This window comes from Anaerotignum sp. (assembly GCF_017483025.1).
Classification (GTDB): Bacteria; Bacillota; Clostridia; order Lachnospirales; family Anaerotignaceae; genus Anaerotignum_A.
Window position 1 is genome coordinate 1 of the sequence record NZ_JAFUMA010000065.1, and the last position, 14,931, is coordinate 14,931.

14 protein-coding genes and 3 tRNA genes are annotated in these 14,931 nt (G+C 47.6%); 13 read left to right on the forward strand and 4 right to left on the reverse strand.

The annotated features are described in order from the left end of the window. Positions 1–11 precede the first annotated feature (11 nt). From IJ369_RS05380 to IJ369_RS05390, 3 genes are all read left to right on the forward strand, one after another. A tRNA-Leu gene (locus tag IJ369_RS05380) sits at positions 12–96 on the forward strand. 147 nt (positions 97–243) lie between these two features. Continuing rightward, positions 244–328, forward strand: a tRNA-Leu gene (locus IJ369_RS05385). A gap of 117 nt (positions 329–445) precedes the next feature. Next, positions 446–1,273: an alpha/beta hydrolase family protein gene (locus IJ369_RS05390; RefSeq protein WP_290716911.1), complete on the forward strand. Its 828-nt coding sequence runs from the start codon at positions 446–448 to the stop codon at positions 1,271–1,273. A 35-nt stretch (positions 1,274–1,308) separates the two neighbouring features. Here IJ369_RS05390 and IJ369_RS05395 read toward each other — a convergent pair whose 3' ends face one another. Then, complete coding sequence (locus IJ369_RS05395; RefSeq protein ID WP_290716914.1) at positions 1,309–2,178, reverse strand: methionyl aminopeptidase; 870 nt, start codon at positions 2,176–2,178, stop codon at positions 1,309–1,311. A gap of 161 nt (positions 2,179–2,339) precedes the next feature. Between IJ369_RS05395 and IJ369_RS05400 the strand changes: the two genes are divergently transcribed. Next, on the forward strand, positions 2,340–2,972 hold the full coding sequence (locus tag IJ369_RS05400) for a TraX family protein (RefSeq protein ID WP_290716917.1): 633 nt from the start codon (positions 2,340–2,342) through the stop codon (positions 2,970–2,972). A 32-nt stretch (positions 2,973–3,004) separates the two neighbouring features. Here IJ369_RS05400 and ytvI read toward each other — a convergent pair whose 3' ends face one another. After that, positions 3,005–4,054 (reverse strand): sporulation integral membrane protein YtvI, encoded by a 1,050-nt coding sequence (gene ytvI, locus IJ369_RS05405; protein WP_290716919.1) that lies wholly within the window; start codon positions 4,052–4,054, stop codon positions 3,005–3,007. Positions 4,055–4,290: 236 nt separating this feature from the next. Between ytvI and ispE the strand changes: the two genes are divergently transcribed. From ispE to IJ369_RS05425, 4 genes are all read left to right on the forward strand, one after another. Beyond that, positions 4,291–5,193: a 4-(cytidine 5'-diphospho)-2-C-methyl-D-erythritol kinase gene (gene ispE / locus IJ369_RS05410; protein ID WP_290716921.1), complete on the forward strand. Its 903-nt coding sequence runs from the start codon at positions 4,291–4,293 to the stop codon at positions 5,191–5,193. Next, entirely contained in the window at positions 5,186–5,860 is a 675-nt protein-coding gene (locus IJ369_RS05415) for a GntR family transcriptional regulator (RefSeq protein ID WP_290716923.1), read from the forward strand. The genes ispE and IJ369_RS05415 overlap by 8 nt, the downstream gene beginning before the upstream one ends. Positions 5,861–6,023: 163 nt before the next feature. After that, positions 6,024–7,133, forward strand: a complete 1,110-nt coding sequence (locus tag IJ369_RS05420; RefSeq protein WP_290716925.1) for a G5 domain-containing protein — start codon at positions 6,024–6,026, stop codon at positions 7,131–7,133. A gap of 240 nt (positions 7,134–7,373) precedes the next feature. Next, the gene (locus IJ369_RS05425; RefSeq protein ID WP_290716927.1) at positions 7,374–8,705 is read left to right on the forward strand and encodes a glucose-6-phosphate isomerase; all 1,332 of its coding nucleotides are present in this window, start codon (positions 7,374–7,376) and stop codon (positions 8,703–8,705) included. 44 nt (positions 8,706–8,749) lie between these two features. On the opposite strand, the gene IJ369_RS05430 is transcribed toward IJ369_RS05425, so the two are convergent. Next, positions 8,750–9,010 carry a hypothetical protein gene (locus IJ369_RS05430; RefSeq protein ID WP_290716929.1) on the reverse strand — a complete coding sequence of 87 codons (261 nt, stop codon included), beginning with the start codon at positions 9,008–9,010 and terminating at the stop codon, positions 8,750–8,752. Between the two features lie 188 nt (positions 9,011–9,198). On the opposite strand from IJ369_RS05430, the gene yycF reads away from it, so the two are divergent. From yycF to yycI, 5 genes are all read left to right on the forward strand, one after another. Next, positions 9,199–9,900: a response regulator YycF gene (gene yycF, locus IJ369_RS05435; RefSeq protein WP_290716932.1), complete on the forward strand. Its 702-nt coding sequence runs from the start codon at positions 9,199–9,201 to the stop codon at positions 9,898–9,900. A 26-nt stretch (positions 9,901–9,926) separates the two neighbouring features. Beyond that, positions 9,927–11,723 carry an ATP-binding protein gene (locus IJ369_RS05440; protein ID WP_290716936.1) on the forward strand — a complete coding sequence of 599 codons (1,797 nt, stop codon included), beginning with the start codon at positions 9,927–9,929 and terminating at the stop codon, positions 11,721–11,723. 179 nt (positions 11,724–11,902) lie between these two features. Continuing rightward, positions 11,903–12,343 (forward strand): hypothetical protein, encoded by a 441-nt coding sequence (locus IJ369_RS05445; RefSeq protein ID WP_290716938.1) that lies wholly within the window; start codon positions 11,903–11,905, stop codon positions 12,341–12,343. Positions 12,344–12,385: 42 nt separating this feature from the next. Further along, positions 12,386–13,798 (forward strand): hypothetical protein, encoded by a 1,413-nt coding sequence (locus tag IJ369_RS05450; protein WP_290716940.1) that lies wholly within the window; start codon positions 12,386–12,388, stop codon positions 13,796–13,798. A gap of 20 nt (positions 13,799–13,818) precedes the next feature. Beyond that, positions 13,819–14,682 (forward strand): two-component system regulatory protein YycI, encoded by an 864-nt coding sequence (yycI, locus tag IJ369_RS05455; protein WP_290716942.1) that lies wholly within the window; start codon positions 13,819–13,821, stop codon positions 14,680–14,682. 133 nt (positions 14,683–14,815) lie between these two features. Here the strand turns inward: yycI and IJ369_RS05460 are convergent. Next, positions 14,816–14,886 (reverse strand) — tRNA-Gly (locus IJ369_RS05460). Between the last annotated feature and the right edge of the window lie 45 nt (positions 14,887–14,931).

Genomic DNA, 14,931 nt, shown 5'->3' on the forward strand with positions numbered 1-14,931 from the left:
CACTGAGATGTGCGGATGTGGCGGAACTGGCAGACGCGCTAGATTCAGGTTCTAGTGGGCATTGCGCCCGTGCAGGTTCAAGTCCTGTCATCCGCAGTAATGCGGAAAAGACCATCGACAAAAGTCGGTGGTCTTTTTATTTTATTCGGTCAAAAAGCTTGTATTTTTTCTGAAACATTTTTTTGAAAAAAGTGTTGACAAATCTTCTCCGATGGGTTATTATAATTGAGCGCACTGAGATGTGCGGATGTGGCGGAACTGGCAGACGCGCTAGATTCAGGTTCTAGTGGGCATTGCGCCCGTGCAGGTTCAAGTCCTGTCATCCGCAGTAATGCGGAAAAGACCATCGACGAAAGTCGATGGTCTTTCTTTTTTCTCTTGCAATTTTCTACAAAAATGCTATGCTATAGAAAATGTGTGGAAATTTATGCAAGGTGGTGTTTTTATGCACTTAGAATATTTGACAAAAGAGATCCCCTGGGGGACGAATCCGTTTCCTCCCGATCTGCAGGCAGAGATTATTCAGGGAAAACGGGGCAGACTGCTGGTGACCATCTATCGTACAGGCGGGGAAGGTGTGCATCCTACGATCTTGCTGAACCATGGGTTCCCCGGCATCGAGAAGAATTTTGACCTGGCTCAGGCTTTGCGCCGTGTGGGCTTTCATGTGCTGACCTATCATTATAGCGGCAGCTGGGGCAGCGATGGGGCCTATTCCTATGCCAATGATCTGGAGGATGCAGAGAGTCTTCTGGAATTCATCGAAACCAATGAGACCTACGGCTTTGATAAAGAAAATCTCTTTGTAGTGGGCCATAGCGTAGGCGGTTTTGTGGCGTCCCATCTTTTGGCAAGGCACAAAGAATTGAAAAGCGGCGTGCTGCTGACTCCCTGTGATCTGGGTGGCGTGGTGGCTTTTCCTGATGATACAGAGGTAAAAAAATTGCTGATGGAAATTTTTGAAGGCGGCCCCTTGTGGCTGAATGGGACATCCTCTGCGGCATTATTCAAAGAGGTTTCTGAATGTCAGGCGGAATATGCCATCAGTTCCCTGGTGGAAAAGCTGGCAGATCGACCCGTTTATTGTCTTGGGGCGGCCCATGATGAATCCTGCCCACCCGAGGCCCATTGCCTGCCCTGGGTGGAAAAACTCCGCTCCATTGGCGGGAATGTGGCCTATGAGACACTGGAAACAGACCATTCCTTCAGCGATGTAAGGCTGACGATGATCGAAAAGGTCGCGAGATTTTTAGTGGAGCAAGCTGAGAAATAAAAAAGACCCTATCCGTTTGGATAGGGTCAATTTTTTTAGTGTGTAATGATTTCTACGCCGTCTTCTGTGACTGCAACTGTGTATTCCCACTGGGCAGACAGGGAGCCGTCTTCTGTATAGATGGTCCAGCCATTTTCTTCATCCTGGAAGAAATCCTCTTCGCCTTCGTTTACCATGGGTTCGATGGTGAATACCATACCGGGCACCAGCAGCATGCCTGTGCCCCTTTTGCCGATGTGGCATACATAAGGGTCTTCGTGGAAATCGTTGCCAACGCCGTGGCCGCCGATGTCACGCAGCACAGTATAGCCGTGTTTATAAACATGTTCGCTGACCACTGCGCCGATATCGCCCAGTCTGCCCCAGGGCTTTACTTCCTTCAGGGCCAGGTCAACAGATTCTTTTGTCACTTCTACCAGTTTTCTTGCTTCGTCACTGACTTCGCCGATCATGAACATACGGGAAGCGTCAGCGTAGTAGCCATCCAGAATCGTCGTAACGTCAACGTTGATGATATCGCCGTCTTTCAAAATTTCATCCTTGCTGGGGATGCCGTGGCAGATGACATCGTTCACGGATGTACATACGCTTTTGGGGAAGCCCTGATAATTCAGGGGAGCGGGGATGCCGCCGTGTTCGATGGTGTAGTTGTGCACCAGTGTGTTGATATCGTCTGTGGACATGCCTGCTTTGATGTTTTCTGCAACCATATCCAGGATTTCTGTGTTCAGCTTGCCTGCTTTGCGAATGCCTTCCAGCTGTTCCTGGGTTTTGATGAGCTTGTGGCTGGGAACAGGAACGCGTTTCAGTTTATATGCCATCAGTTTATCGTCAAAAGCTGCATGGCAGGATTTGTATTTTTTTCCGCTGCCGCACCAGCAGGGGTCGTTTCTACCGATTTTCATAGTTTTTCTCCTTCTATATTCATACGATTGTATACACTTCTTGTGTTATGGTAGCATAAAAATGGCGAAGGTACAAGATTTTTCGGCTGCCTGCCTGTACAGATTGAGAATTTATGTTAAACTGAGAAATAAGAACTAAGCAATGGGAGGGAAAAGGCAAGATGACGAGAGAACAGCGGCAGTTCATCCAGATCATAGCGGCACTGACTATGCTCATCGACCATATCGGTGTGGTATTTTTTCCTCAGAGTATCGGTTTTCGTGCCATCGGGCGGTTGTCCTTCCCTCTCTTTGCCTTCGGCATTGCTCAGGGGGTAGCCTGTACCCGTAATTTCCGGAAATATTTTGGACGTATCTTGCTTGCGGCAATTATTTCTCAGCCCATCTATTATATGCTTTTTCATATGACCCAGCTGAATCCCTTATTCATGCTGGCCTGGGGCGGGGCGGCGCTGTATTTCTGGCGGCAGGAGAAAAAAGGGATAGCGGCAGTAATGCTGTTTGGCTCGGTTTTTGTGGATATGAGTTTTAGCTGGTATGGGGTCTGGACGATTTTCCTCTTTGGTTTCTATGCGGTGAAGGAAACAACGTGCTTTTACGGGCAGGTGGCCATCAATGCCATTTACGGCTTTACCACAGGGGCATGGCTTCAGATTCTGTCCCTCTTTTCCTTTGGTTTTCTGGATGGGAAATGGCGGATCGAGGCTCTGTCGAAGAAACTGCCCCGATATTTCTTCTATGTATTCTATCCCCTGCATCTGTTGGTGCTTTGGGGCATTAAGATGATACTATAAAAAGAAAACCACCTCGAATGAGGTGGTTATTTTTATGCCTGATTTTGCTGATTTCGGATGCGGAAAAATGCCCGCAGCACCACAGCGATGATAGGCCCCAGGATCAGCCCGAATACACCGATGCATTTAAAGCCAAAATACATGGAGAACAGGGTCAGCAGGGGATGCAGACCAATTTGTGTACCTAAAATTTTTGGCTGCAGAATCTGTCGCATGACCTGAATGATACCATACAGCGCCATATATCCGATGGCAAGGAAGGTATTTCCTGTCATCAGATGGATGATTGCCCCGGGCCAGAGGATGAACCCGCTGCCGAAGAAGGGCAGGGAATCGATGACGGCGATGAGGACACTCAGCAATACGGGATAAGGCGATTTCATTACCAGCATAGCCACGATGGTGATGGTAAAGGTAAAGCCCATCAGAATGAACTGGGTCTTGATATACCCCCAGACGGAAGCCTTCAATTCCTGTTTTGTGGTGTTGATGGAAAGGCCAAAAAGAGATACGATATGCTCCTGATATTCTCTGGAGATCAGGTCTCTGTCCTTAGTGAAGAAATAAGCGGAGATCAGCGCCACGAAGAAGCCGATGAAGAAGCCGGAAATGCCGCCCAGACCGCCGCCGCCCTTTGGCAGCAGGGAAAGCAGCACGCCGGAAGCATCATTCTGGAATTTCAGAAAGGATGCCTGCAGTTCTACGGGAAGCTTTTCCCGGAAAGCATCGAATTGCTTCCAGAAATCCTGCAGCCGTACTTCTACGATATCCATATAATAAGGCAGGTTATCGGAAATCCCTCTTGCTCTGTCTACGATGCTTGTCCCCGACCAGAAGCCCAGCAGCCCCAGAATGGCGAACAGCAGCAATATGCCGATCAATGCACTGATGCCCCGGGGAATACGGAAGCGCTGCAGCCTGTCCGCCAGGGGGTTGAACATAAGACTCAGAAGCCACCCGATCAGGAAGGGAAGAAAAATACCGAATAAATACTTGAAAAACAGGAAACAGATGAGGACTGCCACCAGCAGCAGTGCCATATCATGGATAGCCTGTTTGTTTTTTTCATAAAATGCCCACATAGGCATGCCTCCTTTTGGAAGGAATTTTCTTTCTCTATTATATCATAGATATCTAAAATACAAGGGGCGAAGGCGGAAAAACTTTTTCGCAAAGAATCTCTGGAAAAGAGATTTGTGGGACAAAATCTGCCAAAAAAAACCTTTTTTGTGGAAGTTGGCGGTTGCACCCTTGTTTCAAATGGTGTACAATATACATAATAAATGTATACAGTATAGAAAAAACGGGGGAACACACCGTGAGAGAAATACGATTAAAGGCGAGAGCAAAGATCAATTTAACACTGGATGTAACAGGAAAAAGAGAAGACGGATACCATCTTCTGGAGACTATCATGCAGACAGTAGCCCTGTATGACGGCATCTATATGAAGAAGCTGGAAAAGCCCGAGATCAAGCTGAAAACCAACCTGCCCTGGCTGCCCACCGATGAACGCAATCTGGCGTGGAAGGCTGCGAACCTGATGCGGGAAACTTTCGGCATCGAAGGCGGCGTTTTCATCGAGATCGATAAACGTATCCCTGTTGCAGCGGGTCTGGCCGGCGGCAGCACAGATTGTGCCGCTGTTCTGGTGGGGATGAACCGCCTCTATGATCTGCGCCTTTCCGAAGCACAGCTGGAAGAACTGGCGGGCAGGCTGGGTTCTGACATCCCTTACTGCGTGCGCCGCGGTACGGTTCTGTGCGAAGGTGTCGGCGAAGTGATGACCAATGTGGAGCATCCCTGCCCCAATTGCTATGTGGTTCTGGCGAAGCTGCCTGTGAGCGTTTCCACTGTCTCTGTCTATAAGGGGCTGCGCTGGCAGGAAGTACAGGAACATCCCGATACCCAGGCAATGCTCAAAGCCATGGAAGATAAAGATGTATCAAAGATGGGCAAGCTGCTTTGCAATGTGCTGGAAACAGTGACCATCAAAATGCATCCTGAAATTGCGAAAATCAAAGAACGTTTGATGGAATTAGGCGCAGAAGGCGCCCTGATGAGCGGCAGCGGCCCTACGGTATTTGCTTTGTTCAAGGATAGGGAAAAGGCGAGAAAAGCAGCTGCCCTGGTGAAGAGAGAATTTGCCCTGAAGGATTCTGTGGCCACCAGGATCTATCAGGTACAGCGAGAGTTGAGAGGAGAACATAAAAATGGCTGAAACAAAATTTAATATCAATACGAACGAATACCTGCCTCTGAGAGACGTTGTATTCAATACGCTGAGAGATGCCATTCTGACAGGCAAACTGATCCCCGGTGAAAGACTGATGGAAAATCAGCTGGCAGAAAAGTTGGGCGTAAGCCGTACGCCTGTCCGTGAAGCCCTGCGTATGCTGGAACTGGAAAACCTGGTAGAGCTGGTGCCCAGAAAAGGCGCACAGGTCCTGGATATGAGCGAAAAGGATATCGTGAATATCCTGGAAGTCAGAAGCGCCCTGGAAGGTCTGGCAACAAGCCTGGCATGTAAAAAAATGTCCAAGGAATCTCTGCAGCAGCTGAAAAACATGGAAGTGGATTTTGAACGCGCAGTGGCAGAAAACGATGTGGCACGTTTCGTTGATATCGATGAAGATTTCCACGATCTGATTTTCGATGCAACAGAAAACGATAAACTGATCCAGATGTTCAGAAATCTGCGTATCCAGCTGTATCGTTACAGAATGGCGCAGGCAAAGAATGATACATCTATGTCCACCATCGTGGCGCACCACAGAAGCATTATCCGTGCCATTGAAAACCACGACAGCGAAGAAGGTGCATCTGTTGCACAGGGTCATATCAAATATCAGACAGAATCCATCCTGCGTTTTGTTCGCAACAAATGATCAGAAAATCAAGCCCCTTTCAAGGGGCTTTTTCTTTTCTTAAACTTACAGTTTCGTTACAGGGGAAGTTTCTTCCGCCTTTTGCTTGCAATCTTTTCGATGATATCATAAAATAAGATGGAGTAAGTTTTGTCATTTTTTGAAGGATAAGGGGGGAATCCCGTTGGCAGATAGCAATACAATGTTCCCGAAGAGAGACGACCGTGTGCCCTATGGCGGCGGCAAGCCTGTCAGAAGCGGCAGGGGCAGCAGGGGGAGCAGAAGCAATCGAAATCAGCAGAATGAACCACAGAAAAAACGCGTGAGAAAAAGCGGCGGCAAAAAGCTGAACCGCAATGCGCTGTATCTGATCGGTATTGTGGTCATCCTGTTTATCGTATTCCTGTTTGTGCGGAAAAATGGCTCCGCCGTTTATATCGCAGAAGAACAGGTAGGTATCCTGGAAGGCAGAGATGTAACAGCGGAAGAGCTGACTGCTACGCTGGAAAGCCAGCTGGAAAGCATCGTCGGCTCCAAGGTGCAGATCAATGAAGAGATCAAGGTGGAAGGTGTCCATATCGGTGGCAAAAATGAAAAAGACGTTTGCACCATGGAACATCTGCTGCCCAAGATGCGCAATATGGTGACTTATAAAGTAGAAGCGGCAATCATTACGGTAGATGGCGGCAAAGCAGCCATCCTTGCCAATAAGGAAGCAGCGGAAGCAGTGCTCAAGCAGGTGCAGACAGATCTGATGCCTGAAGGCGGCGTAGCGGAGGATGCAGAGATCGGCTGGCAGGAAAAAGTAGAGATCATCAGTGAATTTGTAGAATCTACAGAGATCTTGGAACAGGAAGATGCCGTTGCCATCCTGGAATCCACCACAGAAGCGACCCAGAGCTATACCATCCAGTCCGGAGATGCATTGTATCTGATCGCCAGTGAATTCAGTACGACAGTGGAAAAACTGATCGAACTGAACCCCGGTTCCGACCTGAGCAAGAGCATCCGCGTAGGGCAGGTCATCAATGTGCCTGTGCAGAAGCCAAAGGTTTCTGTGAAGACGGTGGAAACACAGGTCTTAACTGCCGTAGAACCGAAGACGTACGAAACCCAGTATGATGATACGAAGCCTTCCAGCTATCAGAAGGTCATCCAGCAGGGTAAGGCAGGCCAGAAAAAGAGTACCATCCAGATCACCCGTGTCAATGGCGTAGTGATCGAAGAAAAAGAAGTTTCCAAAGAAATCATTCAGGAAGCAGTTCCTGAAATCATTGTAAAAGGTACACAATAAGACAACTTGAGACAAAAATGTAAAGTCGTTGCAAAAAATGTCCCAAAAGGGATTTCGCAACGGCTTTTTTTGTGTTATGATGATAAATACAGAGAAAGGTTTTCTATAATGTATCTTTGCTGATGCTTCTTGGAAACATAGATAAAGATGTGTTATGGGAAGGTTTGCGGAGCAACTGCTCAGGAAAAAAGGGAGTTTTTCCGGACAGTTTCCGCTATATAAAAAAAGGAGGTTTTTCCAATGGGTATTTCTTTTTCCCTTCAGGGCGATTTTATCAACATGGACGAAGTGTATGCGCTGCAGGCCGATGTGGAGCGCTGCCACAAAGATCTGCATGAAAAAACAGGCAAAGGCAATGACTTCGTTGGTTGGGTAGACCTGCCCGAAGATTATGACAAAGAAGAATTCGACCGCATCAAAAAAGCGGCAGAAAAAATCAAAGCGAACAGCGAAGTGCTGATCGTGATCGGTATCGGTGGTTCCTATCTGGGCACAAGAACTGCTCTGGATTTCATCAAAACACCCTACTATAACGAACTGAAAAAAGACACACCTGATATCTATTTTGTGGGCAACAATATCAGCTCCGCATATCTGAACGATATCCTGGCGATCCTGGGCGACAGAGATTTCTCCGTAAATGTCATTTCCAAATCCGGCACAACCACAGAACCTGCCATTGCTTTCCGTATCTTCAAACAGATGCTGGAAAAGAAATATGGCAAGGAAGAGGCAGCGAAACGCATCTATGCCACAACAGATAAAGCAAGAGGTGCGCTGAAAGAAATGTGCAATCAGGAAGGCTACGAAACATTCGTGATCCCCGATGACGTTGGCGGCCGTTTCTCCGTTCTGACACCTGTAGGCCTGCTGCCTATGGCAGTAGCAGGTGTAGATCTGGATGCAGTGATGAAAGGCGCACAGGATGCAAGAAAGGAATACAGCAATCCCGACCTGAAAGAAAACATCTGCTATCAGTATGCCGCTCTGCGTTACCTGTTCTATAAACAGGGCAAAACAGTGGAGATCCTGGCAAACTATGAACCCCACCTGACATCCTTCGGTGAATGGTTCAAACAGCTGTATGCAGAAAGTGAAGGCAAGGAACACAAAGGTGTATTCCCTGTAACAGCAAACTTCTCTACAGACCTGCATTCCATCGGTCAGTATATTCAGGATGGCCTGAGATGCTTCTTCGAAACAGTGCTGTGGGTAAAAGAACCCAAAACAGCGGCTCTGGTTCCCTTCGATGCACAGGATGGCGACGGTCTGAATTTCCTGGCTGAAAAGGAAATCCACTTCGTAAACAGCAAAGCATTCGCTGGTACAATGCTGGCCCATATGGACGGCGGCGTGCCTAATATGGTCATCGAAATGGATAAGATGGATGAATACAACTTCGGGGCTCTGGTTTACTTCTTCGAAAAAGCAGTTGGCATCAGCGGCTATCTGCTGGATGTGAATCCCTTCGACCAGCCCGGTGTAGAAGCATATAAGAAAAATATGTTTGCTCTCTTGGGCAAACCTGGCTATGAAGCACAGAAAGCTGAACTGGAAGCCAGACTGAAGTAAGAAACAAAAATAAAAGACCTCTCATTGAGAGGTCTTTCTTTTGCTTAAAATAACTGTGCCAGTAATGCCTTGCACATCTTATCATCCAGTTCCAGCAGGCTTTTTTTGCCGTCAGCAAAGGTGATGGAAACCTTATGGTTGCCCTTTACTTCGCTTTCCACTGCATGGCCTGCTACCATTTTTTTATTCAGGATGATCATATTGCCCAGGCTGATGGCCAATGTTACCTGTCCGTTTACCAATGTTACGTTTGCACCGGTGTAGTCCCCAGCAATGACTTTATTTTTTGCACCTAAGATACTCATGGATATTCCTCCTTTTGGTAAGGCAGTTTCTTCTCAGTATAAAAATATCATTCTTTGTTAAATTTGGCAAGGAAAAGGATGTAAGATACTGGTTTTCTGGCGGTTTTGTTTACTTTTTAGTCTTTTTCTAGTATAATTATAATGTTATGGAACAAAAACTGGAAGCTTTCCGAAGGGAGAGGGAAAGAATGGATAGAAAAATTCTGATCGTAGACGATGAAAAGAATATCGTCGAAATCATTGCATTCAATCTGAAAAAAGAAGGCTATCAGGTCATTAAAGCGGCCGATGGGGAAGAAGGCGTGAAAAAGGCCATGGAAGAAAATCCTGACCTGATTTTGCTTGATATCATGATGCCGAAAATGGATGGCTATGAAGCCTGCAAAAAAATCAGAGAAAAGAAAAATACACCCATCATCATGCTGACAGCCAGAGCGGAAGAACTGGATAAAGTCCTTGGCCTGGAGCTGGGCGCTGATGATTATGTGACAAAGCCCTTTGGCGTAAGGGAACTGATGGCCCGCGTGAAGGCAAATCTGCGAAAATCTGCTTTTCGGGAAGAACCCGTGGCGGAAGAAAAGCCTGCGGTGGCAGAAGGCAACTTCGGCAGACTGGATGTGAATCCTGATCGCTACGAAGTGCGCAAGGATGGCAAGATCATCGACCTGACCCTACGCGAATTCGAACTTCTGAAATTTCTTTCTGCCCAGATGGGGCAGGTGTTCTCCAGAGAAACGCTGCTGGAAAAGGTTTGGGGCTATGAATATTTCGGCGATGTGCGTACGGTAGATGTTACGATTCGTCGTTTGCGTGAAAAGATCGAGGACGACCCCGGCAAACCTACATATATCCTGACAAAAAGAGGCGTAGGCTACTATTTTGATTGCTAAGAAAAGCGAGGGAAGAGCTTTTGCGAATGCGTAGTATTAAATGGAAGCTCATTGTGATGTATCTGGGTCTGGTTTTGATCGTTATGATCGTCAGCGGGACGTATATCCTGCTGTCCCTTCGTAATATCGAGATCGATAAATCCAGAGATCAGCTGGAGCAGTATGCAGAAAAAATCAATGAACAGGTGATCGAGGGCGGCGATCCGGAAGAATTTCAGATGAACCTGCTGCGGACGGTATCCAATGCCGTTGGTATCCAGGGGAATATCCTGAATGCTGATGGGGAGACCATTGCCTCTACCACGGTAACGGAAGCACCTTATCCCGTTTATACGGATCAGTCCATCATTGCAGCCATGAATGGCATGACCTCTTTTTCTACCCAGAAGAAGAGCGCCGATTCCTTTGGCCTGCTGCGGGAATGGATGAGCTATGCGGTGCCCGTCACGGCGGGGGCGGCCGAAGCCCAGACCACCTATATCATCTATACCAGACTGGATGCCAGCGATATGCAGACCAGCCTGAATGAAACCACTCAAACGATCATTATGTCGGTTGCCATTGCTTTGTTCCTGGCAGTCGTTATGGGTTATGTTTTTGCCCAGACCCTGACGGGCCCCATCCTTGCCCTGACCAAAGGGGCAAAGAGCCTGGCGGAAGGCAATATGAACCAGAGCCTGAAGGTGCGCAGCAGCGACGAGATCGGTCAGCTGACCAGCAGCTTCAACTATATGGCTTCGGAGCTGCAGAAAAATATGTCGGAAATCTCCAGAGAAAAGAACCGACTGGAAATCCTGCTGCACAATATGAGTGACGGCGTGATTTCCTTCAGCAAGGATGGCGAGCTGATGCTGGCCAATGCTGCAGCGGCAGGCATGCTGGGTGTGGAAAAAATGGAAATGAATTTTACGGAATTCATCCGTGCTTATGATATCAATTCTTCTGTTTATCTGGATATGGGAAATGAACCCTCCAAAAAGGTCACTTTCCCCGTGGGCAAGCAGTTCATCAATGCCAATTTCACCCCCTATTATGATGCAGCAGGGGAAATGGAAGGCGTTGTTGTGGTTCTGCAGGATATCACAGAACAGAAGAAACTGGACGATATGCGTAAGGAATTTGTGGCAAATGTTTCCCATGAACTGAGAACACCTCTGACCACAGTAAAGAGTTATACAGAAACATTGATCGAAGGGGCCATCGAAGATAAGGAGATCGCCATGGATTTCCTTGGCATCATCGACAGCGAGGCAGACCGCATGGCCTTCCTGGTGCGCGACCTGCTGCAGCTGACCCGCTTTGATAATAAACAGGTGCGTCTGGATATCACGGAGATCGAAATGAATGATTTCCTGAATATGACAGTGCGCCAGAACAAGATCCATGCGGAGGCGAAGCGACAGGAACTGTCCTTCGAGCCTTATGAACATATGGTTGTGATCCACGGCGACAGAGACCGTGTTGGTCAGGTAGTCAATAATATCGTGACCAATGCCATCAAGTACAGCCTGGAACAGGCCACCATCCGTATCTATATTACGGAGGACGATCAGTATTACAAGATCTGCGTCAAGGATACAGGCATGGGCATCTCCCGAGAAGATCTGCCTCGTATTTTCGAACGTTTCTATCGTGTGGATAAAGCCCGCAGCCGCGCCATGGGCGGCACCGGCCTTGGCCTCGCCATTGCTAAGGAGATCATGGAAAGCCATGGCGGCAAGCTGACGGCGGAAAGTGAATATGGCAAGGGAACGACCATGACCATGTGGTTCCCTAAAGAACGTCCCATTCTCGAATACGAAAGGGAAGAGAGCAACAGCTAAACAGCAAAAGGCATTGATTTTATGGGAATCTTTACCGCTGGTTCCTCGCTGGAAATCTTTGTTATATAACTGTAAGCATGCTGTAACATAATTGTAACCTTCGAGTAGTATAATCATTATGCAGGGCGAAGTGTCTCTGCATGATGATTATTTTCGAAGCATACGAGGAGGTGACAGGCATGAAAGCATACAGAAAAAAACTGGTCGGCTTAGTTTTGGCGGCAGCCTTCTGTTTTTCTCCTGTCAGCGCATTTGCGGCGCAATCCTCTGTCAATATCACCAGTGGCCTGCGTGTGGAAAGCGAAGAGGTCGAATGTACCTTTGATGAAAGCCGTATCCTCTATGGCGAAGCAAAGCCCGGGGCTAAGGTAACTTTTACCATTTCCAAGCTGAATCGTTTTGGCAATATGGTGGAGATCTACAAAGATACCATCACGGTAGGCTCCATGGGGCTGTTCAGCAAGACCCTTCCCTTGGAAAGAGGCAATAACTATATCGCAATGACGGTTGCGGGGGAAAGCGGCAAGACCGAGGCGGTCGTAAAGCGCATCCCTCAGACAGTCAAAAGCCAGCTGCAGCGTATGATCGCGCTGCCCGGCCTGAGCGGGAATCTGAAATAAGAAACCAAAAATCAAATTGAATAGAAAAAGCGGTGAGATCAAATGAAAGTATACAAGATTACAAATTTTGTCATTGTTGCTTTGGTCATAACTGCGATTTATCAGACAGGAGAGTTATGGCTGGAAGGAACAAGCGGCCATAACTTTTTTTATGCCCTGACAGACTATTTCGCTTCCGATAAACAGGAAGCCGACGGGGATGTCCTTCTGGCGACGCGCTATGCCGTCGGGGAGGGCGAAGGCACATTTTCTGTCTATTATCCCGATGAAGTGGGGAATAGTGCCATGCTGGATATGGCAAACAGGGCATTAGGGGAGATTTTGTCCCAAAACAGCACAACACCCCAGAAGGGCACAGCCGATTGGAAGGAGATCCTTGCCAGTCGCTGTATCGTCATGCAGTATGACTTTATGATCGCTTCAGAGGAATACCTGACCAATTATAAAGAATTGAAAACCAACCAGAAGCTGGAGCAGTTCGACTATATCACCATCGTTCCTGCCCGCCGTAGCGGCGAGGAAAGCCAGGCATATTTTGTCAATTCCGAAACCAATGAATGTGTGGCTTTCAGCGGGGAAGGCGGAGCATCTTCCACGGCCCTTTATGATGCCCTGACTACGGAAACCAGTGACATGCTTTATGTTTCTACGGGTCAGAGAACCAGTGCTTCTGTTTTGTGGCGAAATATGTTCCTGCCCCAGTGGGCATGGCTGCCCTATGAATATGCGGCGCTGGAAAGGGAATATGTTTTTGAAAAAGACGGGGAAGCCAGCCGTGCGGCACTGGAAAATACAGTGAAAAACTTCTTCCGCAATTTCTCTGTGGACTGGAGCAGTCGGGAAGAAGACGGCACGGTGATGTTCAGTGACAGCGAGACAGTAGTAAAATATTATCCCGACACCAAAGTGCTGGAATATTACAACTATGAAGGCTATTCCGGAGAAGAGAGGACAGGGCTGCTGGAAGGCTATCAGATCTGCTGCAATTTCCTGAAAAATGACAATTCCCTGAATACGGATATTTATCTGGCGGATATCGAGCGCACCATCAATAACGAAGTGGTCTATTACTTCGACTATGCCGTGGATGATCTGCCGGTGAATCTGTCCCAGTCTCTCAGAGACCGTATTGGTTCGCCCCATGCCATCGAAGTGACCCTGCGCAATCAGGCGGTAAAGGAATATCGCCGCTATGCAGTAAATTTCACCCGGCTGGAGGAAAAAAGGGAGCAGATCAACGTCCAGTTCATCGATGCATTGGATGATGCAAACAAGACCTATAAGAACGTCGTGGAGGATAAGGATATCACCGATGTAAAAAATATTTCCCTTGGGTATCATGTTGACCTGACAGGCAGTATGCGCCTGAAATGGTTCGTTACATTATATGATTACACCTTCGTTGTGGATACGGATCAGGAAAAAGACCTGACCGGCGTGGCTGCGGGGAAATGATTTGAGAAAGGAGGATGTGCATGGAATGGGGAAATGCGAAGAAATTCGTCATCGTACTGCTGGTGCTTTTGAATATCGTGCTTGCAGGGCTCAATTACAGACAAAATCAGGAAAACACCATGACTGCGGCCCAGGAACGTGCCATCTTTGAGGTCCTTTCTCAAAATGGTATCACCATGTATACAGATCTTCTGACGGATCATACGCCTATGTCCCGCCTGGCGGTGGAGATCCCTTCCTATAGTAAGGAGACCCTGGAGCGTCTGTTCTTCGGCAGTGAAAAAACCACGGTCACTGCGAAAGGTGAGCAGACCATTTATCGTGGAAAAGAAGCGCTGCTTACACTGCAGGGGGGCTATGGATACTGGACGAACGAGACCATAGGGGATGGCAAAGGAAGCCTGAGCAAGACGGAAGCCCAGCGGATGGCGGAAAAATTCATCGATGGGACAGAGCATTTCTTCGGCACCTATGATGAGCCTGTGGTGACGGAGGAGGAAAAGGGCTTTCGGGTGGATTTCTATGGTGTTTATAAACGGGAAAATGTATTTTCCAATTATTTTTCTTTCCTGGTGACCCAGGATGGCATCAAAGAGATCGAATTCAATTATTGCCCCGTAAAGGGATATAGTGGTGAAAAACAGGATATCAGTTATTCCGACGAAGCGTTGCTGACCTTTATGCGGGAATGGAAAAAAGGCGAAAAGGAAGGCGAAGCCACCATCCACCGTATCGAGCTGGGCTATGACCAGATGGAAAACAGCACTGCGGCAACAGGCATGGCGACCATTTCTCTGGAGCCTTGCTATCGCATCTATCTGATGGATGAGGCGGAGCCTTATCTTATCAATGCCTATACCTGCCAAATCGTGAAAAAGAATTGAAAATAATGAAAAGACCTCGAATATTCGGGGTCTTTTTTTGCTTCTGTTTCGTTTTTTTCTAAAAAAATATAAATAGACAAAAATAAAATTGGCTTTGCATATGAAAAAACCCTCTGGAAAACCAGAGGGAAAAAGAGGGCGATGGGAATCGAACCCACCTCTAAAGCTTGGGAAGCTCTCATTCTACCGATGAACTACGCCCGCAAAGGGTAATTGATTTCTAACAGTTATTATAATGAGAATTGGAAG

What these genes read in the sequence shown, in the direction of transcription:
- IJ369_RS05395 (WP_290716914.1), bottom strand. Translation starts at nt 2,178, where the DNA reads ATGAAAATCGGTAGAAACGACCCCTGCTGGTGCGGCAGCGGAAAAAAA.
- IJ369_RS05390 (WP_290716911.1), top strand. Translation starts at nt 446, where the DNA reads ATGCACTTAGAATATTTGACAAAAGAGATCCCCTGGGGGACGAATCCG.
- yycF (WP_290716932.1), top strand. Translation starts at nt 9,199, where the DNA reads ATGGATAGAAAAATTCTGATCGTAGACGATGAAAAGAATATCGTCGAA.
- ytvI (WP_290716919.1), bottom strand. Translation starts at nt 4,054, where the DNA reads ATGTGGGCATTTTATGAAAAAAACAAACAGGCTATCCATGATATGGCA.
- IJ369_RS05415 (WP_290716923.1), top strand. Translation starts at nt 5,186, where the DNA reads ATGGCTGAAACAAAATTTAATATCAATACGAACGAATACCTGCCTCTG.
- yycI (WP_290716942.1), top strand. Translation starts at nt 13,819, where the DNA reads ATGGAATGGGGAAATGCGAAGAAATTCGTCATCGTACTGCTGGTGCTT.
- IJ369_RS05440 (WP_290716936.1), top strand. Translation starts at nt 9,927, where the DNA reads ATGCGTAGTATTAAATGGAAGCTCATTGTGATGTATCTGGGTCTGGTT.
- IJ369_RS05445 (WP_290716938.1), top strand. Translation starts at nt 11,903, where the DNA reads ATGAAAGCATACAGAAAAAAACTGGTCGGCTTAGTTTTGGCGGCAGCC.
- IJ369_RS05450 (WP_290716940.1), top strand. Translation starts at nt 12,386, where the DNA reads ATGAAAGTATACAAGATTACAAATTTTGTCATTGTTGCTTTGGTCATA.
- IJ369_RS05430 (WP_290716929.1), bottom strand. Translation starts at nt 9,010, where the DNA reads ATGAGTATCTTAGGTGCAAAAAATAAAGTCATTGCTGGGGACTACACC.
- IJ369_RS05400 (WP_290716917.1), top strand. Translation starts at nt 2,340, where the DNA reads ATGACGAGAGAACAGCGGCAGTTCATCCAGATCATAGCGGCACTGACT.
- IJ369_RS05425 (WP_290716927.1), top strand. Translation starts at nt 7,374, where the DNA reads ATGGGTATTTCTTTTTCCCTTCAGGGCGATTTTATCAACATGGACGAA.